This is a genomic window from Streptomyces triticirhizae (assembly GCF_003696235.1).
Classification (GTDB): domain Bacteria; phylum Actinomycetota; class Actinomycetes; order Streptomycetales; family Streptomycetaceae; genus Streptomyces; species Streptomyces triticirhizae.
The window spans coordinates 1-21,396 of the sequence record NZ_RFFJ01000110.1; the positions used below are offsets into that span (position 1 = coordinate 1).

25 protein-coding genes are annotated in these 21,396 nt (G+C 72.2%); 18 read left to right on the plus strand and 7 right to left on the minus strand.

All coding sequences use genetic code 11. The features are described from left to right. On the minus strand, positions 1-515 hold a 515-nt coding region (locus EBN88_RS18670; protein ID WP_407703428.1), incomplete at its 3' end, for a hypothetical protein. A 21-nt stretch (positions 516-536) separates the two neighbouring features. Here EBN88_RS18670 and EBN88_RS18675 point away from each other — a divergent pair. Then, complete coding sequence (locus EBN88_RS18675) at positions 537-1,088, plus strand: RDD family protein (protein WP_158621433.1); 552 nt, start codon at positions 537-539, stop codon at positions 1,086-1,088. 76 nt (positions 1,089-1,164) lie between these two features. Beyond that, the gene (locus EBN88_RS18680) at positions 1,165-1,818 is read left to right on the plus strand and encodes an RDD family protein (protein ID WP_122185045.1); all 654 of its coding nucleotides are present in this window, start codon (positions 1,165-1,167) and stop codon (positions 1,816-1,818) included. A 37-nt stretch (positions 1,819-1,855) separates the two neighbouring features. Here EBN88_RS18680 and EBN88_RS18685 read toward each other — a convergent pair whose 3' ends face one another. Beyond that, positions 1,856-2,110 carry a hypothetical protein gene (locus EBN88_RS18685; protein ID WP_122185046.1) on the minus strand — a complete coding sequence of 85 codons (255 nt, stop codon included), beginning with the start codon at positions 2,108-2,110 and terminating at the stop codon, positions 1,856-1,858. Between the two features lie 524 nt (positions 2,111-2,634). Here EBN88_RS18685 and EBN88_RS18690 point away from each other — a divergent pair. Further along, the gene (locus tag EBN88_RS18690; protein WP_407703429.1) at positions 2,635-4,944 is read left to right on the plus strand and encodes an immune inhibitor A domain-containing protein; all 2,310 of its coding nucleotides are present in this window, start codon (positions 2,635-2,637) and stop codon (positions 4,942-4,944) included. A gap of 182 nt (positions 4,945-5,126) precedes the next feature. Continuing rightward, the gene (locus tag EBN88_RS18695) at positions 5,127-5,447 is read left to right on the plus strand and encodes a hypothetical protein (protein WP_122185048.1); all 321 of its coding nucleotides are present in this window, start codon (positions 5,127-5,129) and stop codon (positions 5,445-5,447) included. 30 nt (positions 5,448-5,477) lie between these two features. Here the strand turns inward: EBN88_RS18695 and EBN88_RS18700 are convergent, their stop codons facing one another. Together EBN88_RS18700 and EBN88_RS18705 are read right to left on the minus strand one after the other, a co-directional pair. Further along, positions 5,478-6,068: an isochorismatase family protein gene (locus EBN88_RS18700; protein WP_122185049.1), complete on the minus strand. Its 591-nt coding sequence runs from the start codon at positions 6,066-6,068 to the stop codon at positions 5,478-5,480. Positions 6,069-6,171: 103 nt separating this feature from the next. Beyond that, positions 6,172-7,512: a nicotinate phosphoribosyltransferase gene (locus EBN88_RS18705; RefSeq protein WP_122185065.1), complete on the minus strand. Its 1,341-nt coding sequence runs from the start codon at positions 7,510-7,512 to the stop codon at positions 6,172-6,174. Between the two features lie 133 nt (positions 7,513-7,645). Between EBN88_RS18705 and clpS the strand changes: the two genes are divergently transcribed. The 11 genes from clpS to rdgB all read left to right on the plus strand — a co-directional run bounded on the left by clpS (position 7,646) and on the right by rdgB (position 16,534). After that, positions 7,646-7,939, plus strand: coding sequence for an ATP-dependent Clp protease adapter ClpS (gene clpS, locus EBN88_RS18710; protein ID WP_122185050.1), 294 nt, complete (start codon positions 7,646-7,648; stop codon positions 7,937-7,939). Then, positions 7,939-8,544 carry a DUF2017 domain-containing protein gene (locus tag EBN88_RS18715; protein ID WP_122185051.1) on the plus strand — a complete coding sequence of 202 codons (606 nt, stop codon included), beginning with the start codon at positions 7,939-7,941 and terminating at the stop codon, positions 8,542-8,544. Before clpS ends, EBN88_RS18715 begins: the two co-directional genes overlap by 1 nt. Positions 8,545-8,602: 58 nt before the next feature. After that, positions 8,603-10,186, plus strand: coding sequence for an alanine/glycine:cation symporter family protein (locus EBN88_RS18720; RefSeq protein ID WP_122185052.1), 1,584 nt, complete (start codon positions 8,603-8,605; stop codon positions 10,184-10,186). A gap of 61 nt (positions 10,187-10,247) precedes the next feature. Beyond that, positions 10,248-10,679, plus strand: a complete 432-nt coding sequence (locus EBN88_RS18725) for a Mov34/MPN/PAD-1 family protein (RefSeq protein ID WP_122185053.1) — start codon at positions 10,248-10,250, stop codon at positions 10,677-10,679. A gap of 253 nt (positions 10,680-10,932) precedes the next feature. After that, positions 10,933-11,211: a MoaD/ThiS family protein gene (locus EBN88_RS18730; protein WP_122185054.1), complete on the plus strand. Its 279-nt coding sequence runs from the start codon at positions 10,933-10,935 to the stop codon at positions 11,209-11,211. After that, a complete protein-coding gene (locus tag EBN88_RS18735) occupies positions 11,211-12,161 on the plus strand; it encodes a PLP-dependent cysteine synthase family protein (protein ID WP_122185055.1) in 951 nt (316 codons plus the stop codon). Before EBN88_RS18730 ends, EBN88_RS18735 begins: the two co-directional genes overlap by 1 nt. Positions 12,162-12,241: 80 nt before the next feature. Continuing rightward, entirely contained in the window at positions 12,242-13,456 is a 1,215-nt protein-coding gene (gene rodA / locus EBN88_RS18740; RefSeq protein WP_122185056.1) for a rod shape-determining protein RodA, read from the plus strand. Between the two features lie 148 nt (positions 13,457-13,604). Then, complete coding sequence (locus EBN88_RS18745; RefSeq protein ID WP_122185057.1) at positions 13,605-14,360, plus strand: MBL fold metallo-hydrolase; 756 nt, start codon at positions 13,605-13,607, stop codon at positions 14,358-14,360. A gap of 88 nt (positions 14,361-14,448) precedes the next feature. Further along, entirely contained in the window at positions 14,449-15,180 is a 732-nt protein-coding gene (rph, locus tag EBN88_RS18750) for a ribonuclease PH (RefSeq protein WP_122185058.1), read from the plus strand. A 59-nt stretch (positions 15,181-15,239) separates the two neighbouring features. Continuing rightward, the gene (locus EBN88_RS18755; protein WP_147472762.1) at positions 15,240-15,620 is read left to right on the plus strand and encodes a hypothetical protein; all 381 of its coding nucleotides are present in this window, start codon (positions 15,240-15,242) and stop codon (positions 15,618-15,620) included. Between the two features lie 296 nt (positions 15,621-15,916). Beyond that, a complete protein-coding gene (rdgB, locus tag EBN88_RS18760) occupies positions 15,917-16,534 on the plus strand; it encodes an RdgB/HAM1 family non-canonical purine NTP pyrophosphatase (protein WP_122185060.1) in 618 nt (205 codons plus the stop codon). 97 nt (positions 16,535-16,631) lie between these two features. Here the strand turns inward: rdgB and EBN88_RS18765 are convergent, their stop codons facing one another. Next, positions 16,632-17,348 (minus strand): class F sortase, encoded by a 717-nt coding sequence (locus EBN88_RS18765; protein ID WP_233580781.1) that lies wholly within the window; start codon positions 17,346-17,348, stop codon positions 16,632-16,634. Further along, positions 17,345-18,301 carry a hypothetical protein gene (locus EBN88_RS18770; RefSeq protein WP_122185061.1) on the minus strand — a complete coding sequence of 319 codons (957 nt, stop codon included), beginning with the start codon at positions 18,299-18,301 and terminating at the stop codon, positions 17,345-17,347. The genes EBN88_RS18765 and EBN88_RS18770 overlap by 4 nt, the downstream gene beginning before the upstream one ends. Before the next feature lie 671 nt (positions 18,302-18,972). Here EBN88_RS18770 and EBN88_RS18775 point away from each other — a divergent pair. Then, on the plus strand, positions 18,973-19,752 hold the full coding sequence (locus EBN88_RS18775) for an HAD-IIA family hydrolase (RefSeq protein WP_122185062.1): 780 nt from the start codon (positions 18,973-18,975) through the stop codon (positions 19,750-19,752). A 22-nt stretch (positions 19,753-19,774) separates the two neighbouring features. Here EBN88_RS18775 and bcp read toward each other — a convergent pair whose 3' ends face one another. Continuing rightward, positions 19,775-20,248, minus strand: coding sequence for a thioredoxin-dependent thiol peroxidase (gene bcp / locus EBN88_RS18780; RefSeq protein WP_122185063.1), 474 nt, complete (start codon positions 20,246-20,248; stop codon positions 19,775-19,777). Between the two features lie 187 nt (positions 20,249-20,435). Between bcp and EBN88_RS18785 the strand changes: the two genes are divergently transcribed. Both EBN88_RS18785 and EBN88_RS18790 read left to right on the plus strand, forming a co-directional pair. Further along, the gene (locus EBN88_RS18785; RefSeq protein WP_139673299.1) at positions 20,436-20,759 is read left to right on the plus strand and encodes a DUF3618 domain-containing protein; all 324 of its coding nucleotides are present in this window, start codon (positions 20,436-20,438) and stop codon (positions 20,757-20,759) included. A gap of 73 nt (positions 20,760-20,832) precedes the next feature. Then, on the plus strand, positions 20,833-21,135 hold the full coding sequence (locus tag EBN88_RS18790) for a GroES family chaperonin (protein ID WP_122185064.1): 303 nt from the start codon (positions 20,833-20,835) through the stop codon (positions 21,133-21,135). Positions 21,136-21,396: the final 261 nt, after the last annotated feature.

Below are 21,396 nucleotides of genomic sequence, written 5' to 3' on the forward strand. Positions count from 1 at the left end.
TGCCCGGCGCCGCCAACGGGGCGGCGCCCAACGCGGCCGCCCCGCCGCCCGGTTCGGGCGCGCCCGGGCAGCAGCCGCCGCAGGCGCAGCAACCCCCGCAGCAGGGCTACGGTTTCCCGCCGCCGGGCGGCGGTCAGCCCGCCCCCGGCCAGCCCAGCCCGGCCCAGGGCGTGCCCCAGCCGCACCAGATCTTCCCGCCCCAGGCCGGTCAGCCGGGCCAGCCGGGCCAGCCCGGTCAGCCGGGTCAGCAGGGCGGCTACGGTTTCCCGCCCCCCGGCGGCCAGCAGGGTCAGCAGGGCGGCTACGGCTTTCCCCCGCCCGGCGGTCAGCCCGGTCAGCCGGGTCAGCAGGGCGGCTACGGTTTCCCGCCCCCCGGCGGCCAGCCCGGCCAGCCCGTTCCCGGCCAGCAGGGCGGCGGTTACGGATACCCGCCGCAGGCCGGCCAGCCCGGCGGGCAGCCGGCCCCGGGGCAACCCCAGCAGCCGCACGCGCAGTCGGCGTACCTCCAGTCCCACGAGGGCGCCCCGCTGACGATGATGGCGCGGTTCACCGAACCGCAGCAGAAGTACCCCGCCTCGCCGGGCAAGCGGCTCTTCGCCCGGATCATCGACTCCATCCTCCCGCTCGGCGGCGCCGTCGCCCTCGCCGTGCCGCTGCTGAGCGACGCCAGGGACCACATCAGCGACCGGATCGAGGCCATCGAGCACGCCGGCGTCAACGAGACGGTGTGGCTGATCGACGGCACCACCGGCGGCTATCTCGCCATGGTGCTCGGGGTGTTCCTCGGCGTCGGCCTGCTCTTCGAGGTGCTGCCCGTCGCGCTGTGGGGCACCACCCTGGGCAAGGCGATGCTCGGGCTCAGGGTCCTGGACATGGAGCGGCAGGAGCCGCCCTCGTTCGGCCGGGCGATCAACCGATGGCTGGTCTACAACCTGCTGTCGCTGGTGCTGGTCGGGATCGTCAACATGATCCTGGCCGTCCGGGACCAACCCTGGCGACAGGGCTGGCACGACAAGGCGGCGCACACCTTCGTCGCCGGCGGGAGCGGCCCACCGGCCTCGCCTGACCCGGTCGGCCCAGCGCAGTAGCCCCGACGCCCGCCCGTTACCCCCATACGCCGCCGCCCGGATGCGGTGCCGCCGGGGCCGGGGTGGACTCGCTGCCATGAGCAGCGAGCAGCCCCAGCCAGGCCCCGGCGGTGAACCGGAGCGGAATCGGCCCTTCGACCCGGCCCAGTCCAGCGAGTCCGGACTGCCGCCCGCGCCACCACCCCCCGCCACCGGTGACACCACGGGGGTGCCCGGTGGGGGCGGCGACCGCTATCCGAACTCCCCCTACGGCGGCCCGCAGGGCGCGGCCGACCCGCTGGCCGGGATGCCGCCGCTGCCCTCGCGGTGGCGCCGGCTGGTGGCGCGGATCATCGACACCCTGATCGTCGGCATCCCGGTGACGCTGATCCTCTGGCCGTTCGCCGGCGCCTACGACTTCGACGACGGTGGCGGCAACGGCGGCTCCTACGGCCGGCAGGCCGTGGTGCTGCTGGTCTACTTCGTCTACGAGGCGCTGATGCTCTCCGCCCGGGGCCAGACGCTCGGCAAGATGGCCATGAAGATCCGGGTCGCGATGCTCGCCGACGGCTCGGTGCCGCGCGGCAGCGCGGGCTGGCTGCGGGCGGGCGTCTACTCGCTGCCGCAGCTGCTGCCCTGCGTGGGCTTCGTCTTCTGGCTGGTCAACGTGCTCTTCTGCACCTGGGACCAGCCCTACCGGCAGTGTCTGCACGACAAGGCGGCGAGGACCGTGGTGGTCTCCACCGCCTGACGTGGCGTTCGTTCAGAGCGTCGTTCAGGACGTTCGTTCAGACCCGGACGCGGTCGCGCGCGGCGGCGCGGGCCGGTGCCGGGGCGGGGCGCGGCGTCGCCGGCTCGGGCGCGACGGCCCGGCGCCTGGACCCGACGAGGAGCGCCACCACGGTGCCGGCGGCGAGCGCGCCGGCGGCGATCAACAGCGAAGCGGCCCCGAGGTCCTCGGGGGCTAACGCCAGCAGCAGGAGGGTGAGGGAGACGACGGTGACCGAACCGTAGACAGTCTGCACGGGGGTCGGGTGCGGCATGGCGGTTTCCGTCCTCGGATGGAGTTGCTGTTGCCGTCGGGAGAGGCGGGGGGCGACCTCTCTCGAACGACTCTACGAGCCTCGATGCCCGTCAGGCGAGTTGAGTAAGCCTCCGGCTCATGCCAGCGGGAAGCACAGGGGGGGCGCACCGGGTCACCGCGCGGGAACAACGGGCCGCGACGGGGGACGCTTCGGGAGCGGCGGACGGCAGCCCGGTCAACCCCGGGGACAACTCCGCGAGAGGGACCCGCGGCGCCGTCGTTCCCCGGCGGCGCCCCGGACGGGCCGTCACCAGACCGACGGCGGGCGCACGAGGGACGCATGACAGGCGCACGAGGGACGCACGACAGGCGGATGAAAAACGCTAGTTGGCCACGGAGTTCGAATCAAGGGCTGTCTTTTTCTGTCTTACTCATGTCAAATGCGTCCCGTTAGCACACTGCGACAACACACTGCGGGCGCAGGGGAGGACTGGCGAACAGGTGAAGCTAGGAAAGAGATCCACAAGATCCACGACCGCCGCCGTGGCGACGGCCATCGCCGCGCTCGGTGCGGCGGCGCTGGTGCCCGTCGGGACCGCGCAGGCGCAGCAGCCGCCGGCCGACGAGGGCGCCGTGCCCCAGGACCAGCGATTCAGCGCCGCCGAACCGGAGTTGGAGAACCCGCTGGCCGAGAAGCGCGAGGCGCAGCGGCAGCAGGCGTTCCAGCGGCTGATCGCGGGCGAGTCCAGCCCGCGCACGCTGGGCGGCTCCGAGGTGGTGGAGCTGAGCGAGGGCGAGTTCGTCGAGGTGGCCACCACCGGCACCGACAAGATCTTCACCGTGCTGGTGGAGTTCGGCGACGAGATCCACCCCGACTACGGCGGCACGCCCGGGCCCCGCGTCAACGAGATAGCGGAACCCGACCGGGAGGTGGACAACTCCACCATCTGGCAGGAGGACTTCGACCGGGAGTACTACGAGGACATCTACTACTCGGAGGACCCCGAAGTACCGTCCGTCAAGCAGTACTTCGAGCGCCAGTCCTCGGGCCAGTACACCGTGGACGGCCTGGTGACCGACTGGGTCAGGGTCGACTACAACGAGGCCAGGTACGGCACCAACGCCTGCGGCGACAACGTCTGCGACGAGGTCTGGAACGTCGTCACCGACGGCGTCAACGCCTGGTACGAGGACCAGATCGCGGCCGGGGTCAGCCCGGACGAGATCGCCGCGACGCTGGCCGAGTACGACGTCCAGGACCGCTACGACTACGACGGCGACGGCGACTTCAACGAGCCGGACGGCTATCTGGACCACTTCCAGATCGTGCACGCCGGCGAGGACGAGTCGGCCGGCGGCGGCGCGCAGGGCGAGGACGCCATCTGGGCGCACCGCTGGTACGCGTTCGCCGACCAGATCGGTACCACAGGGCCCGAGTACAACCCGGCCGGCGGCACCCAGGTCGCCGACACCGGCCTGTGGGTCGGCGACTACACCATCCAGCCGGAGAACGGCGGAGTCGGCGTCTTCGCCCACGAGTTCGCCCACGACCTCGGGCTGCCCGACCTCTACGACACGGCCGGCGGCGAGAACGGCACCGCCTTCTGGTCCGCCATGTCCTCCGGCTCCTGGCTGAGCCTGGGCGAGGGCGCCATCGGCACCCTGCCCAACGACATGGGCTCCTGGGAGAAGCTGCAACTCGGCTGGCTGGACTACGAGGTGACGCGGGCGGCGAGCACCTCGCTGCACCTGATCGGCCCGTCCAGCGAGGTCTACCCGCAGCGCGGCAACACCCAGGCCGTGATCGTCGAGCTGCCGGAGAAGACCGTCACCCACGAGATCGCCGAGCCCGCCGAGGGCGAGGCGCAGTGGTGGAGCGGCTCGGGCGACGACCTGAGCAACACGCTCACCCGCACGGTGGACCTCACCGGCGCGTCAACCGCCTCGCTGGACCTCACCGGTTGGTGGAACATCGAGGAGGGCTACGACAACCTCTACGTCGAGGCCTCCACCGGCGGCGCGTGGACCCCGCTGGAGGGCACCGTCGACGGCGAGCCGCTGCCGCAGGACAGCGCGGGTCGTTCCGTGGTCACCGGCGTCTCCGACGGTCACCGGGCCCTGTCGTACCCGCTGGACGCCTACGCGGGCTCCAGCGTGGACATCAGGTTCCGCTACCAGACCGACGGCGGGCTGGCCGAGATCGGCTTCACCGCCGACGAGATCACCGTGACCGCCGACGGCGAGGTCGTGTTCAGCGACAACGCCGAGGAGGGCGAGGGCGACTGGGAGGCCGACGGCTTCTCCGTGGTCGGCGCCTCGGTCACCGACGACTACCCGCAGTACTACATCGTGGAGAACCGCCAGTACGTCGGCTACGACGCGACGTTGGAGAGGGGCCCGTACAACTTCGGCTGGCTCACCGAGCGTCCGGACTGGGTGGAGCACTACTCCTACGAGAACGGCATGTTGGTGTGGCTGTGGGACACCTCGCAGAGCAACAACAACACCAGCCAGCACCCGGGCGAGGGTCTGATCCTGCCGGTGGACGCGCACCCGACGTCCGAGAGCTGGTCGGACGGGACGACGATCCGCAACCGCATCCAGTCCAGGGACGCCACCTTCGGCCGGTCGGACACGGCCGAGTTGACGCTCCATCTGAACGGCGAGCCGACCACGCTGCCGAGCCAGGACGCGGTCCGCGCCTTCGACGACCGGAGGGGCGAGTACTGGGACGAGTCGAACCCGGGCAACAGCGTGATCGTCCCGGACACCAACACCCGGATCTCGGTCCTCGCCGAACCCAGGAGGGGCACCCAGCCGCTCGTCGTCCTGGTCTCCCCGAGCGGCCGCTGAGCGGAAACGGACGGTGTCGTCACGTTCACGTTCCGTTGACATCTGACGGACGCTGATGTGACGAACTAGAAAACCGCAGGTCAGAGCATGTATCGGCCGCCGCCCCTCGACGGGCGGCGGCCGATCGCGTAAGGATGTCGTAAGTCCATCCTCGAAGGAGAACGAACCGGGAAAGGTGTCTGATGGCCAACGGAGGGTTTGTGCGGCTGCCCGATGGCAGCGTCGTCGTCGCGCTCACCGTGCCCAGGCCCGACGCGTCGGGCCGGACGGTGCGCGTGCTGGTCCACGCCGTGAACCGCCCCAGGGCGCTCACCCGGCTGCGGAACCTGGGCCTGCGCGCCGTCTACCTGCGGGGCAACGCCGCCCCGCCCACCCCGGACGAGATCTCCGCCGTGCTGCACCACCCGGAGGGCGTCGTCTGGCGCTCCGCGCCCTGCGGCCTCACCGAGAGCTGGCACCCGATGACGCACCTGTTCCGCTCGGCCGCCCGGCTGGCCAGCTGACGGGCCCACCCGGGCCCTGCGGGAAGCGGGTCAGGACCGGACGACGGGGGTGCCCGTCAGCTCCACGCCGGCCTCGCCCAGCTCCGCCAGCGCCGCGTCGACGGAGGGCCGCGCCACCCCGGCGGTCAGGTTCAGCAGCACCCTCGTGCGGAAGCCGGCCCGCTCCGCGTCCAGCGCGGTGGCCCGCACGCAGTGGTCGGTGGCGATGCCCACCACGTCCACCTCGGTGACCTCCCGGGCGCGCAGCCAGTCCGCCAGCCCGGTGCCGGACTCGTCGTGGCCCTCGAAGCCGCTGTAGGCGGCCTCGTAGGCGCCCTTGTCGAAGCAGGCCTCCACGGCGCCGGACGCGACGGCGGGCGCGAAGTTCGGATGGAAGCCGACGCCCTCGGTGCCGGCCACGCAGTGGCGCGGCCAGCTGTGCTGGAAGTCGGGCTCCGACGAGAAGTGATCACCGGGGGAGACATGCCGGTCACGGGTGGCCACCACATGGCGGTAGCCGGCCGTCGAGGCGCCGATCAGGTCGGTGATCGCCGCCGCCACATCGGCGCCGCCGGCGACGGCGAGGCTGCCCCCCTCGCAGAAGTCGTTCTGCACGTCGACGACGATCAGCGCGCGGTGCATCGGGACCACCTTCGTGAGGTTCGTGGGTTCGTGGGTTCGGTGACGACGTTCCCTGGCCGCGCCCGCCGTGCGACCGGGGGCACGAGCCTACTGGGCGGAACGCTCATGCGAGGGGCGTCAGATAGCGGGTCGGCAGCACCGGTTCGCCCCGGGAGAGCTGTCGGGCCGACAGCGGCAGCCCCTCGCGGGCGCTGACGTGGCGTTCCCTGGCCGCGCTGAGCGGCTCGGCGCCGACCGGCTCGCCGTTCCGCACCAGCTCCACGCCCAGCCGGCGGTCGGCCAGCTCCTCGGGGATCTCGCCGGTGCCGATCACCTCGGCCTCGGCGACCCCGCGCTCGTCCACCGGCCGGGCCGCCCACTTCACGCCGGCCACCGAGAGCTTGCCGCCCAGCGACTTCTTGGCGACGGGCCGCAGCGGCGCCTCGGGGTCGTCCCCGTCGGCGCGGGCCACCAGCTTGTAGACCATCGAGCAGGTCGGGTGGCCCGAGCCGGTGACCAGCTGGGTGCCGACCCCGTAGGCGTCCACCGGCGCGGCGGCCAGCGAGGCGATCGCGTACTCGTCGAGGTCGCTGGTGACCACGATCCGGGTGCCGGTCGCGCCCAGCTCGTCGAGCTGCCGCCGCACCTCGTGCGCCACCACCAGCAGGTCGCCCGAGTCGATCCGCACCGCGCCCAGCTCCGGCCCGGCGATCTCGACGGCGGCGCGCACCGCCTCGGCCACGTCGTAGGTGTCCACGAGCAGCGTGGTGGAGCGGCCGAGCGAGGCGACCTGGGCGGTGAACGCGTCCCGCTCGGTGTCGTGGAGCAGCGTGAACGCGTGGGCGCTGGTGCCCACGGTGGGGATGCCGTAGCGGAAGCCGGCGGCCAGGTCGGAGGTGGCCGAGAAGCCGCCGACGTAGGCGGCCCTGGCGGCGGCCACCGCGCCCAGCTCGTGGGTGCGCCGGGCGCCCATCTCCATCAGCGGCCGGTCGCCGGCGGCCACCGCCATCCGCGAGGCGGCGGCGGCCACGGCCGAGTCGTGGTTGAGGATCGACAGCACCACCGTCTCCAGCAGCACGCACTCGGCGAAGCTGCCCTCGACCGTGAGGATCGGCGAGCCGGGGAAGTAGACCTCGCCCTCCGGGTAGCCGCGCACGGAGCCGGTGAAGCGGTAGGTGGCGAGCCAGTCGAGGGTGGGCCCGTCGACCACCTCCTGGCGGTCGAGGAAGTCGAGCATCTCGGGCTCGAAGCGGAAGCTGGCCACCGCGTCGAGCACCCGCCCGGTGCCGGCCACCACGCCGTAGCGGCGGCCCTCGGGCAGCCGGCGGGTGAAGACCTCGAACACCGAACGCCGGTGCGCGGTGCCCGCCCGGAGCGCGGCCTGCAACATGGTCAGCTCGTACTGGTCGGTGAAGAGCGCGGTCGAGGGCACCTTCACCGGCAGCGTGGTCGGCCAGTGGTCCATGACGTCCATGGCGCGAGTGTACCCCCGATCTCGTCAATCTGACGATATCTCGTGGCCCGGCGCCCGTCGGGTCGCTGTCCTGGGCGTTTGGGTCCGGCAGGCGGGGTGATGGCAGCATGGAGGGGTGACTGCCATGCCCGTGGAGATCGAGCGCACCGAGGAGCAGTCGGCGTCCGAGCGGGCGCCGGCACCGGACGTCCCATGGGTCACCGTGGTGCACAACGACCCGGTGAATCTGATGAGTTACGTGACCTATGTCTTCCAGACGTATTTCGGCTATTCGAAGGACAAGGCCAAGAAGCTGATGCTTGACGTCCACCACAAGGGGCGGGCCGTGGTCTCCCAGGGCAGCCGCGAGGAAATGGAGCGGGACGTGCAGGCGATGCACGGCTACGGGCTCTGGGCGACGCTCCAGCGGGACCGCTGATGCCCGGCTACTTCGAGCCGCTGCCCGGCGGCGAGGGCGGCGCCTCGATCACCCTGGACGACGGCGAGATCTCCGTTCTTCGCAGCCTGACCGTTCAGCTTCTTGAGCTGATCGGACCCGATCAGAGTGAGAGCGAGAACGCCGATCCGTTGAACGCCCTCTTTGTCGAGGGGCCCAGCGAGCCGCCCACGGACCCGGCGCTGGCGAGGCTTTTCCCCGACGCCTACGGCGACCCGGAATCCCCGCCCGACCAGGCGGCGCGCACCCGTTCGGCCGAGTTCCGTCGATTCACCGAGAGCGAGCTGCGCACCCAGAAGCGGGACCGGCTGCTGGCCGTGGTGCACGCCCTGGACGAGGCGCGGAGCGCGCGGGCCGAATCGGGCGGCGAGGCCGTGCTGACGCTGGACCGGGCGGCCTCGGACAGCTGGCTCGGCGGGCTCAACGACCTCCGGCTGGTGATCGGCGCGCGGCTCGGAATCGAGGACGAGTCCACCACCGAAAAGCTGTTCGACCTTCCGGACGAGGACCCCAGAAAGCCCATGGTGATCGCCTTTCTCTGGCTGGGGAGCCTTCAGGAGACCCTGGTGGAGACTCTTCTGCCGTAAGTTCCATTCCCGGATAACCTGACGGTGTTTTTATTTCGCACACCGTCAGGGGTATCGCATGGCAGGCCAGCACTCCTGGACCGATGAGATCGATCAAACGGTCAACAATCTCTTCGAACCGGTCAGTCGGGCGCTGACCCAGGTGGTCTTCTATGAAATCGAACTCTTTGGCGGCCCCTTTCCGCTGATCGTCGGTTGGCTCGCGGTCGCCGGGCTGGTCTTCACGGTGCTCTTCGGCTTCGTGCAGATCCGTCATCTGCCGCTGGCCATCAAACTGGTGCGCGGCCGCTACGAGCAGCCGGACGCCCCTGGCGAGGTGACCCACTTCCAGGCGTTGACCTCGGCCGTCTCCGGCACGGTCGGGCTCGGCAACATCGCGGGCGTCGCCATCGCCGTCTCCATCGGCGGCCCGGGCGCCACGGTGTGGATGATGCTCTGCGGCTTCCTTGGGATGGCCAGCAAGTTCGTCGAGTGCACCCTTGGCGTCCGCTACCGCGAGATCGACCAGCACGGCCGGGTCTCCGGCGGCCCGATGCACTACCTCCGCAAGGGCCTCGCCGAGCGCGGACTGCCCCGCCTCGGCGGGACGCTCTCGCTGCTGGCGGCCGTGACGATCCTGTTCTTCGCGTTCTTCGGCGGCAACCTCTTCCAGGTCAACCAGAGCCTGGAGCAGCTCGTCGCCGTCACCGAGGACCACACCTCGTTCTTCGCCGGCTCCGGCGGCGCGCTGCTCTTCGGCGCCGTGGTCGCGCTGCTCGCCGGCCTGGTCCTGCTCGGCGGCATCCGCGCGATCGGCCGGGTGACCAGCCGGCTGGTGCCGGCGATGTCGATCCTCTACTGCGCGGCCTGCCTGGTGGTGATCGGCTGCAACGCCACGGCGGTCCCCGAGGCCGTGGCCACCATCTGCCGCGAGGCCGTCAGCCCCGAGGGCGTCGCCGGCGGCGTGGTGGGCGCGCTGATCGTCGGCTTCCAGCGGGCGGCGTTCTCCAACGAGGCGGGCGTCGGCTCGGCGCCCATCGCGCACTCGGCCGTCAAGACCAAGCGGCCGGCGACCGAGGGCCTGGTCGCGCTGATCGAGCCGTTCCTCGACACCGTGGTGATCTGCACCATGACCGCGCTGACCATCGTGGTGGCCGGCGGGCCGCTCTACCAGGAGGCCAGGGAGCGGGTCGCCTCGGGCGAGGCCGTCGAGGGCAACAGCGTCGGCATCTCGATCACCTCGGACGCCTTCGAGACCGCGCTGCCCGGCTTCCCCTACGTGCTGACGCTCGCGGTCTTCCTCTTCGCGTTCGCCACGATCATCACCTGGGGCTACTACGGTCTCAAGGCGTGGACGCACCTGTTCGGCCCCGGGCGGTTCGCGGACGGCAGCTACAAGGTGCTGTTCTGCCTGCTCGCCGTCGGCGGCGCGCTGCTCTCGCTGGGCACCCTGGTCGACCTGGCGGACGCGTTCCTGTTCCTGGCGGCGGTCTGCAACATCATCGGGCTCTATCTGCTGGCGCCCGTGGTCCGCGCCGAGCTGCGCAAGGTGCTCACCTATGTGCGGCGGCGGGACGCCGGGGACAGCGAGGAGCAGATCGAGGCGGACGAGCGGGCCGCCGAACAGGCCGAGTCGGCCGAGGACATCACGCTGGCCAAGTAGCCCTCGGCTTCGTCCGGCTCCCGGTCGGCCGGGCGACACGGGGGCGTCCTAGGCTGGCCCCATGTTGACCATCACGGCGGCCCTGCGCGACCAGATCATCGCCCACGCCCGGGCGGACCACCCCGACGAGGCCTGCGGCGTCATCGCGGGCCCGGTCGGCTCCGACCGCCCCGAGCGCTTCGTCCCGATGCTCAACGCGGCCCGCTCGCCCACGTTCTACGAGTTCGACTCGATGGACCTGCTGCGGCTCTACCGGGAGATGGACGACCGCGACGAGGAGGCCGTCGTCGTCTACCACTCGCACACCGCGACCGAGGCGTACCCCTCGCGCACCGACGTCTCCCTCGCGCAGGAGCCCAACGCGCACTACGTGCTGGTCTCCACCGCCGAGAGCGGCAACGGCGAGGGCCCGGTCCCGTTCCGGTCGTTCCGCATCGTGGACGGCGAGATCACCGAGGAGGAGGTGCGGGTGGTCGAGACCTACGGGGCCTGACCGCTTGTGCTCCTCGCCCATGGCTCAACGGCGCTGGTCAGCGGCCTACTTATGCGGTTCTGAGACGTTTGCGTTCGTATGCTGAACGGTCTCGATCGCCCATCCGGGAATCGATACGATGACGCCATGGTTCTCCCGGACGTGAGCGACTCCCGACCGCAGGCCGAGTGTCCCGTGGTTCGTTGACCGGCCGGTCCGGTCGCCCACCGCCGAAGCGAGTTCCGCGTCCGTCTGTCCCTCTCTGGAGTCCTTCATGGCCATCGAGGTCCGCATCCCGACCATCCTCCGCACCTACACCGACGGCCAGAAGGCCGTGACCGGCAACGGGAAGACGATCGAGGAGCTGTTCACCGACCTGGAGGCCAACCACCCGGGCATCCGCGAGCGGCTGGTGGACGGCGAGCAGCTGCGCCGCTTCGTCAACGTCTATCTCAACGACGAGGACGTCCGCTTCCTCGACGGCATCGCGACCCCGCTCAACGACGGCGACAGCGTCACCATCCTGCCGGCGGTCGCTGGGGGCATGGGCTGATGCGCTTCGACAGCGCGCTGGCCTCCGTCGGGAACACCCCGCTGGTGCGGCTTCCCCGGCTCTCGCCCAGCGAGGAGGTGCGGGTCTGGGCCAAGTTGGAGGACCGGAACCCGACCGGTTCGATCAAGGACCGTCCCGCGCTGTACATGATCGAGCAGGCCGAGAAGGACGGCCGGCTCACCCCCGGGTGCACCATCCTGGAGCCGACCTCGGGCAACACCGGCATCTCGCTGGCCATGGCCGCCCGGCTCAAGGGATACCGGATCGTCTGCGTGATGCCGGAGAACACCTCCGCCGAGCGGCGCCAGCTGCTGTCGATGTGGGGCGCTGAGATCATCTCCTCCCCGGCCGCCGGCGGCTCCAACACGGCGGTGCGGGTCGCCAGGGAGCTGGCCGACCAGCACCCGGACTGGGTGATGCTCTACCAGTACGGGAACCCGGACAACGCGGGCGCCCACTACGCCACCACCGGGCCCGAGATCCTCGCCGACCTGCCCTCGGTCACCCACTTCGTCGCCGGCCTCGGCACCACGGGGACCCTCATGGGCGTCGGCCGCTACCTGCGGGAGCAGCGCCCCGACATCGAGATCGTCGCCGCCGAGCCGCGCTACGACGACCTCGTCTACGGCCTGCGGAACCTCGACGAGGGCTTCGTTCCCGAGCTGTACGACGACTCCGTGCTGACCACCCGGTACTCGGTCGGCTCCGAGGACGCGGTGCGCCGGGTGCGGCAGCTGCTGGACGAGGAGGGCATCTTCGCCGGGGTCTCCACCGGCGCGGTGCTGCACGCCGCGCTGGGCGTGGGCCGCAGGGCGGTCGCGGCGGGGAGGCCGGCGGACATCGTCTTCGTGGTCGCCGACGGCGGCTGGAAGTACCTGTCCACCGGGATCTACGAGGCCGCCAGCACCGAGGAGGCCGTCGAGCGGCTCCAGGGCCAGCTCTGGGCGTGAGGTTCGCCGACAACCCGGGGGCACCCTCGGGGGGTGACGCTCCCGCTCGTTGTTGACGTTCCGGAGCGGCTCGGACACGTATGGTCATTTGTGTGACCGTGCGCAGCTACACCCTCTCCGCCCCTCCCCCCACCGGCGAGCAGAGCGTCTGGCGGCTGATGACCGCCAGGGGCTCGCTCGCCCGGCGGCTGGACTGGCCGCTGACGCTCTCGGCCGTGGCGCTCACCACCCTGGGCACCCTGCTGGTCTACTCCGCGACCCGCAACCGCACCGACCTCAACAACGGCGAGCCCGAGTTCTTCCTGATGCGGCAGCTGCTCAACGTCGCCATCGCGCTCGGCCTGTGCGCCCTGGTCGTCTGGTACGGCTATCTGCGGCTGCGCGCCGCCGTGCCGATGCTGTACCTGCTGTGCGTGGTGCTGTCGCTGCTGGTGCTGACCCCGTTGGGCTCCACCGTCAACGGCTCCCGCAGCTGGCTCCGACTGCCCGGCGGCTTCGCGTTCCAGCCCTCCGAACTGGCGAAGATCGGGGTGATCCTCGCGATGGCGCTGCTGCTGGCGGCGCCGGGGGACAACGAGCGCAGGGACGGGCCCGACAGCCGCACCGTCCTCCAGGCGCTGCTGGTGGTCGCGGTCCCGGCGGCGCTGGTGATGCTGATGCCGGACGTCGGGCAGACCATGGTGCTCGCGGTGATCGCGCTGGGCGTGCTGGCCGCATCGGGAACGGGCCGGGCGTGGATTCTGGGGCTGGTGGCGCTGGGCGTGGCCGGCGCGGTCGCGGTCTGGCAGGTGGGGCTGCTGGACGAGTACCAGATCAACCGGTTCGCCGCGTTCGCCAATCCGGCGCTCGACCCGGCCGGTGTGGGATACAACACCAACCAGGCGCGGATCGCCATCGGCTCGGGCGGCCTCTTCGGGCAGGGCCTCTTCCACGGCAGCCAGACGCTGGGGCAGTTCGTGCCGGAACAGCACACCGACTTCGTCTTCACGGTGGCCGGCGAGGAACTCGGCTTTCTCGGCGCCGGGTTGATCATCGCGCTGTTGGGCGTGGTGCTCTGGCGCGGCTGCCGCATCGCCAGGGAGGCGCCCGATCCCTATGGAACGATCGTGGCGGCCGGCATTGTCTCCTGGGTCGCGTTCCAGACCTTCCAGAACACGGGGATGGCGCTGGGGATCATGCCGGTGACCGGGCTTCCGTTGCCGTTCCTGTCGTATGGCGGTTCCTCGATGTTCGCCATCTGGATCGGCGTGGGACTGCTGCTCGCTATTCGCGTTCGCTCGCGTACCAGAATGTGAGCGAACGCTTCGAGCTGGTGTTTTGTGACACCGGCCGCACTGGTCACAGAAGTTGGTGATTCCGCCCACACCCGGGCCCGCGCGATGCCCGGCGGGGCGGTTGGCGACTTAGAGTCGTTCGAACCCCACAACGGAGGTTCCCCCGTTTATGAAGCTCACCGTCGTCGGCTGCTCGGGGTCGTTCCCGTCCACGGACTCGGCCTGCTCCAGCTACCTCGTCGAGGCCGAGGGCTACCGGCTGCTCCTCGACCTGGGCAACGGCGCCCTCGGCGAGCTACAGAAGTACTGCGGGCTGTACGACATCGACGCCATCGCGCTCAGTCACCTCCACCCCGACCACTGCATCGACATGACCGGCTATTTCGTGGCCCGCTACTACCGACACGAGGGCGGCCGTCCGGCGCGGGTTCCGGTGTACGGGCCGAGCGGCACGGAACGGCGGCTGATCACCGCCTACGACGATGTGCCGGAGGAGTCCTCGATGCGGGAGGTCTTCGACTTCCACACTCTCGGCGGGATGGGCGCCTTCACCCTCGGGCCGCTGACCGTGCGCACCGCGCGGGTCAACCACCCGGTGGAGACCTACGGCTTCCGGATCGAGCACGCCGGCCGCTCGCTGTGTTACTCGGGGGACACCGGCACCTGCGGGGAGCTGACCCAACTCGCCTCCGGCGTCGACCTGTTCCTGTGCGAGGCGTCGTTCACCCTGGGCAAGGAGGACGCCCCCGACGTGCACCTCAACGGGCGCGAGGCCGGCGCCTGCGCGCAGCGGGCCGGCGCCGAGCGGCTGGTGCTCACCCACATCCCGCCGTGGACCGACGCCCAGGTGAACCTCGGCGACGCCAAGGCCACGTTCGACGGACCGGTCGAACTGGCGCGCCCCGGCGCCGTCTACGAGTTCTGACGGTCCGTCCACCGCGCGGTGAACGGGCCGCCGCCAGCCGCCGGAAACCGGGGATCGACGCAGGCCGGACGCCGGATAGGCTCCTTCCATGTCTCGCATCGACGGCCGGACGGCCGACCAGCTCCGCCCCGTGACCATCGAACGCGGCTGGAGCAAGCACGCCGAGGGTTCGGTACTGGTCTCCTTCGGCGACACCAGAGTGCTGTGCACGGCCAGCGTCACCGAGGGGGTGCCCCGCTGGCGGCGGGGCAGCGGCGAGGGCTGGGTCACCGCCGAGTACGCGATGCTGCCGCGCGCCACCAACACCCGGGGCGACCGCGAGTCGGTGCGCGGCAAGATCGGCGGCCGCACCCATGAGATCTCCCGGCTCATCGGCCGCTCGCTGCGCGCCGTGGTCGACTTCCGCGCGCTCGGCGAGAACACGGTGGTGCTGGACTGCGACGTCCTCCAGGCCGACGGCGGCACCAGGACGGCGGCGATCACCGGCGCCTATGTGGCGCTGGCCGACGCGGTGGCCTGGGGCCGGGGCAGGAAGCTGATCAAGGGCAGGAACGAGCCGCTGACCGGGCAGGTAGCCGCCGTCAGCGTCGGCATCGTGGACGGGACGCCGCTGCTTGACCTCGCCTACACCGAGGACGTGCGGGCCGAGACGGACATGAACGTGGTCTGCACCGACTCCGGCGCGTTCGTCGAGGTGCAGGGCACGGCGGAGGGCGCGCCGTTCCAACGGGCCGAGCTGGACGCGCTGTTGGACCTGGCGGCCGGGGGCTGCGCGCGGCTGGCCGAGGCGCAGCGGGCGGCGCTGGCGGAGTCCGCCTGACGGGCCCGAGAATGGGGGTGGGCGGGGCGGAACGGCCGTCCGGCGGAGGGGAGTTCGGGATGTTCAGGTCGAGACGCGTCGGGATGGGCCTGTCCGGCGGCGCGGTCGCGGTCGCGGCGGCGTTCGGCACCCTGGGCTGTGACCTGCAACGCGCCGTGGACTGCACCAGGTTGGCGCTGGAGGTGTCGAGCAGCGTGGACGCGCTGGGGCGGGCGCTGGAGGCGGAGGACCCGACGGGCTTCGTGGACGCGGCGGACGCCGCGGAGAACGACCTCTCCGAGCTGTCGGCCGACGTCTCCGACACGGACGTCAGGGACGCGGCCGACTCCGTTGGCGAGGCGATCGACAACGTCCGCGCCGGAGTCGCCGAGGGCGAGACCCCGGACCTGTCGCCGCTCAACGCGGCGGTGGACGAACTGACATCGGCCTGCGCGGCGTAGTCCTGGCCGGGGTGGTCTTGCCGGCCGGGACCGGAGCCACGTGGCCCGGGCACGGGCGCGGCGGGGTCGGCGCGTTGGGCGCCGGCACCGGTGCCCGTGGCCGTCGTCGCAGCCGGGAACGCCCGTTCCGCTCGGGGCGGTTCCGTCCCGGACCGAACTCCAGCACCCGGGTGAGCCGGGTGTGGTTGCCCGACGGGTCCCGGAACGACGTGGCGCTTCCCGCCGCCGGCACGGCCGTTGGTGGCGGCGGAGGGGCGGGCCCTCGGGGGCGTGGCGGAGGGTCGATAATCGCCCCCATGCACCGACTCGTTCTCGCCACCCGCAACGCCCACAAGGTCACCGAGCTGCGCGCCATCCTCGGCCGGGCCGGGATCTCCCTCGATCTCCTGGGCGCCGACGCGTTTCCCGAGGTGCCGGACGTCAAGGAGACCGGGGTGACCTTCGCGGAGAACGCCCTGCTCAAGGCGCACGCGCTGGCCCGGGCCACCGGGCTGCCCGCCGTCGCCGACGACTCGGGCCTCTGCGTGGACGTGCTGGGTGGGGCGCCCGGCATCTTCTCCGCGCGCTGGGCCGGGAAGCACGGCGACGACCGGGCCAACCTCGACCTGCTGCTGGCCCAGCTCTCCGACGTTCCGGACGAGCACCGGGGCGCGCACTTCGCGTGCGCCGCCGCGCTGGCGCTGCCGGACGGCACGGAACGCGTCACCGAGGGGCGGCTGCACGGCACGCTGCGCCGGGCGCCGGCCGGGGACGGCGGCTTCGGCTATGACCCGATCCTCCAGCCGACCGAATCCGACCGCACCTGCGCGGAGTTGACGCCGGACGAAAAGAACGCGATCAGCCACCGGGGCCTGGCCTTCCGCGCGCTGGCCCCCCTGGTCGGCGAGCTGGTCCCGGGGGCGCGCGGCGACTGAACGCGCGCCGGCGGGCGTTGCGCCGACGTGTTCCGCTGGCGGCGCACGTTCCGCTGGCGGCGCCCGTTCCCGTTCCGCTGGCGGTGCCCGTTCCGTTTCAGCTGGCGGCGCCCGTCAGATAGGCGGAGACCACCACGTTGGCCGAGTAGCCGCCGCCCTCGGGGTCGAAGGCGCCGCCGCAGGTCAGCAGCCGCAACTCGGCGGCGCCCCGCTCGCGTTGACCGTAGACCGCGTCGGGGTCGAAGGCGTCGCGCTCCACCGTCTCCACCGTCTCGACGGTGAACAGCGCCACCTGCCCGTCGGTCCGCGCCACCCGGACCCGGTCTCCCGGCTCCAACTCGGCCAGCTCGTGGAAGACGGCCGGCGCGCGCTCGGTGTCCCGGTGGCCCACCAGCACGGCCGCCCCCTCGGCGCCCGGCGCGGCGCCGCCCTCGTACCAGCCGACCAGCTCGGGCGCGTCCAGCGGCGGCGGCTCCACCCCGCCGTCCTGGTCGAGACCGCGCGGCACCACCTCGGCGACCAGCCCGACCGCGTCGATCGTCAGCGACTCCGGCGCGGCCGAACCGGCCAACGGGGCGCGGGGCGGCGGCAGTTCGTTCCCGCCGAGCTGGCCGCTCCGCCCGCCCTCGCCGCTCGCCTCGGCCCGGCCGGCCGCCGCGCCGAAGGCCAGCGGGGGCAGCCCGGGGCCGCCCGACATCTCCACCGCCCACAGCCACAGCCCGCTGAGCAGCACGGCCCAGGCCAGGACCGAGGCCATGGCGCCGAGCCCGGCGGCGCCCCGGTCGCGGCGTGCCGCCCGCCGGGCGTCGCTCACCTGTCGGTCCTGGAGCGCGACCGCAGGCGGCGCACCGCCCAGGTCGCGCCGCCGCCGGCCAGCAGCGCCAGCCCGGCCGGAACGGCGTCGCCCCAGCTGACCGGCGGCTGGGCCGGGGTGGAGGCCAGGCTCGCGGTGCCCCCGCCGCCGGCCCGCACGGGACCGGTCGGGGAGGAGGTGCCGTGTTCCCGGCCGCCGCCCTCGTGGCGGCAGCGGTCGTCGGTGCCGTGGCCCTGGCCGCCCCCGCGCTGGTGCTCGAGCTTCTCGGGCTTCTCGGGCTTGTCCGGCCACTCGGGCCTGTTGGGCTGGTCGGGCTTTCCGGTGTGGCCCGGGCGTTCGTGTCCTGGCCCTTCATGCCCCGGGCGTTCGTGCCCCGGGCGTTCGTGTTCCGGCTTCTCGTGGCCGGGGCCGCAGCGTTCGCCCCGGTGCCCGGCCTCGCGGCCCTCGCCGCGCTCGCGTCCGTGGTCGCCGAACGGGCGGGGCGCGTCGGGGGCGAGCGTGGTGTCCTCCCCGTCCGAGCGGGGGGAGCCCACCGTCGGGTCGCTGCCGCCGCCGGCGCCGTCCGCGAGGGCGCCGGGTTCGCCGCCGCCGACCGTCACCATCCCGAAGAGCGCGCCCTCGGGATGGCCGCAGGTGACCTGGATCGGGTGGTCGCCCGGCGCGGCCGTCGACTCGATCCTCGCCTCGCCGACCAGCCCGCCGCCGGGCGAACCCGGCGTCAGTCGCACCGTGGTGGAGAAGGCGAGCGACACGGCCTCGCCGGAGTCCGCCCCGGCGCAGCCGGGGACCAGCAGGCCGATGTCCTCCCCGGGCAGCGGCGCCACGGGGGTGACCAGGACCGCGTCGCCCTCGGTCGGCTGTCCGTCCGCCGCGCCGGCCGGGGCGGCGGAGACCGTGGCCGTCACGGTCGCCGCCGCGCACAGAGTGAGCGTCAGAGAGCGGGTGATGCCCATGTCCAACCTCCCGGTGGTTACCCGTCGAAGGTCTCCCGGGGCGTCGCCCGCCGCATCCGCAGCCGGCCGCGCTTGGGCCGGTCGGGGGAGAAGCCGCCCACGCCCGGGCGGCGCGGCGCCCGAACTGGCGGCCCGTCACCGCTCGGCGGCCGGTCCCGTTCGGCGGCCGGTCCCGTTCGGCGCCGCGCCGCCACCCGGGGAAGGTCCGCCAGCGGCGCACGGCTGGGTCAGCGCCAGCACCCCGGGCACGAACGCGCTGTGCGGCGGCGGCTTCTTGATGACCTCGCGGACGCCCGGGGCGGGGGGATCGCGACCGTCCTCATGCGCTCCGGCGGCACCGTGCGCCCGCCCCCCGCGCTCAGGGAATGCCGTTCCGTGCGCATAACTATGCGCTGCTGACAGACCTGACGCTGTTTTGGCTTCGCTTCACGCCTGTCCGGAGTGTGAACGTGACCGCGACGCAAGGGAGGTTGATGTCGGTGGAACTCCTGCGGGACGGGCGCCACCCGTTCCCGGCCGGGGTGTTCTTATGCGGCGTGACACATGGCTATCCGGCGGCGTCCGGCGGTCGTCGCCGGCCGGCCTTCGGGCGGGCGTTCCGCCCCGATCCGCCGCCGGGGGCGCCGGGTAGCCTGGGGGCGGCTGTCAGCTGGAACGGTGAGGGGAACGAGATGCCGGAGCGTGGACCCATCAAGGCGTGGTTGACCGACATGGACGGCGTGTTGGTCCGTGAGGGCGTTCCGCTTCCCGGGGCGGCGGAGTTCATCGAGGCGTTGAAGTCCTCGGGGAAGCCGTTCCTCGTCCTGACCAACAACTCGATCTACACCCCGCGCGACCTCCAGGCGCGCCTCGCCCGGATGGGGCTCCAGGTGCCGGAGGCCAGCATCTGGACCTCCGCGCTGGCCACCGCCAAGTACGTGGACGACCAGCGGCCCGGCGGCTCGGCCTATGTGATCGGCGAGGCGGGGCTGACCACCGCGCTGCACCAGATCGGCTATGTGCTGACCGACTCCAACCCCGACTTCGTGATCCTCGGAGAGACCCGGCAGTACTCGTTCGAGGCGATGACCAAGGCCGTGCGGCTGGTCGAGGCCGGCGCCCGCTTCATCTGCACCAACCCGGACGAGACGGGCCCCTCGCCCGAGGGCCCGCTGCCGGCGACCGGCGCGGTCGCCGCGCTGATCACCAAGGCGACGGGGAAGAGCCCGTACTTCATCGGCAAGCCCAACCCGCTGATGATGCGCCACGGGCTCAACACCATCGGCGCCCACTCCGAGAACGCCGCCATGATCGGCGACCGGATGGACACCGACGTGCTGGCCGGTCTTGAGGCGGGTCTTGAGACCTTCCTGGTGCTCTCCGGGCTCACCAAGAAGGAGGAGGTCGACAACTTCCCCTATCTGCCCACCCATGTCGCCGACTCGATCGCGGACCTGGTGGGCCTGGTCTGAGATCGGTCCGAACCGGTCCCGGCTAGCCGCCCAGCTCCAGGTCCTTGATGAGCTTGGCCACATGCCCGGTCGCCCGCACGTTGTACAGCGCCCGGGCCACGCGGCCCTCCTCGTCGACGATGACCGTGGACCTGATCACCCCGGTGACGGTCTTCCCGTAGAGCTTCTTCTCCCCGAACGCCCCGTAAGCGGCGAGGGTCTCCCTGCCCTCGTCGCTGACCAGGGTGACGCCCAGGCTCTCCTTGTCGCGGAACTTCGCGAGCTTCTCCGGCTTGTCCGGGGAGACCCCGATGACGTCGTACCCGGCGCCGGCCAGCAGCTGGAGGTTGTCCGTGAAGTCACACGCCTGCTTGGTGCAGCCGGGGGTGAGCGCGGCCGGGTAGAAGTACACGATGACCTTGCGGCCCGCGTGGTCGGCCAGCGAGACCGGCTTCCCGTCGGCGTCGGGCAGGGTGAACGCGGGGGCCACGTCCCCGGGTTGCAGGCGCGTGCTCATCGCGGTGCTCCTTGGCGCTCGGTTACTCGTGGTGTCGAGAATGGTCCACGAGGAGGGTGCGCCACCCAGCCTAATCGGGGGATCTGACAGGCATCCCCCCGGTGGAGCTGACACACTGTGCCTAGCCCCTGTGAAGACGGGCCCGACCCCCACAACCGATGACCGTGTGGACGATGGAGGCATCGACGTGCCGGAAGCAGCCAGGAGCGCCGCCGAGATCGAGGAGCGGATCGCCCGCCGGCGGGAGAGCCTCGCGGTGACGCTCGACGAGATCGCGGTCCGGGTGCACCCCAGGACCATCGTCGGGGACGTCAAGGCCAGGGCCGCCGGGGCCGTTGACCGCACGACGGGCAAGGCGGCCGTCGCTGTCACCCGCACCGTGGACGGCGTGCGCGCCCAGCTGGTGTCGGCCGAGGGCGGCCCCCGGCTGGACCGGGTCATTCCGGTCGCGGCGCTGGCCGTGGCGGTCACGGGCCTGCTGGTGCTCTCGTCACGACGCCGACGCCGGTAGTCACACCGCCCCGGCCCTGAGATACGGTCGTTCCGTGAGTTCCCATCCCACCCACGACAAGCTGCCCATCCGAATGCTGCACGACCGGGTGTTGGTCAGGGCGGAGAACGCCGAGGGCGAGCGCCGGTCCACCGGCGGCATCGTCATTCCGGCCACCGCCCAGGTCGGCCGCCGGCTCAGCTGGGCCGAGGTGGTCGCCGTCGGGCAGAACGTCCGCACCGTCGAACCGAGTGACCGGGTGCTCTACGACCCGGAGGACCGCGCCGAGGTCGAGGTGCGCGGCGTGATGTACATCCTGATGCGCGAGCGCGACCTGCACGCGGTGGCCGCCGAGCGGCTCCAGGGCTCCGACGACTCGACCGGCCTGTACCTGTAGTTCCCCCGGGCCCGGCTCCCGTTCCCCCCGGGCCCGGCCCCTGTTCCTCGGACTCGGCCCCTGCCCGCGGCCTGGCCGCCCAACTCCCGTGCGGCGCCCCCGCGTTCCCGATCCGCGCCCCCGAACCGGGCCGGGCCAGGCCCCCCCGGGGGGCGCTCAGCCGCCGGGGGTGGCGGCCCGCTCGGCGTTGGCGGCCGGCCCTTCCGCCGCGTTCTCCTCCTCCGGCGCCGCCGCCGGCTCCGGCCCCGGCGCCGCCTGGCC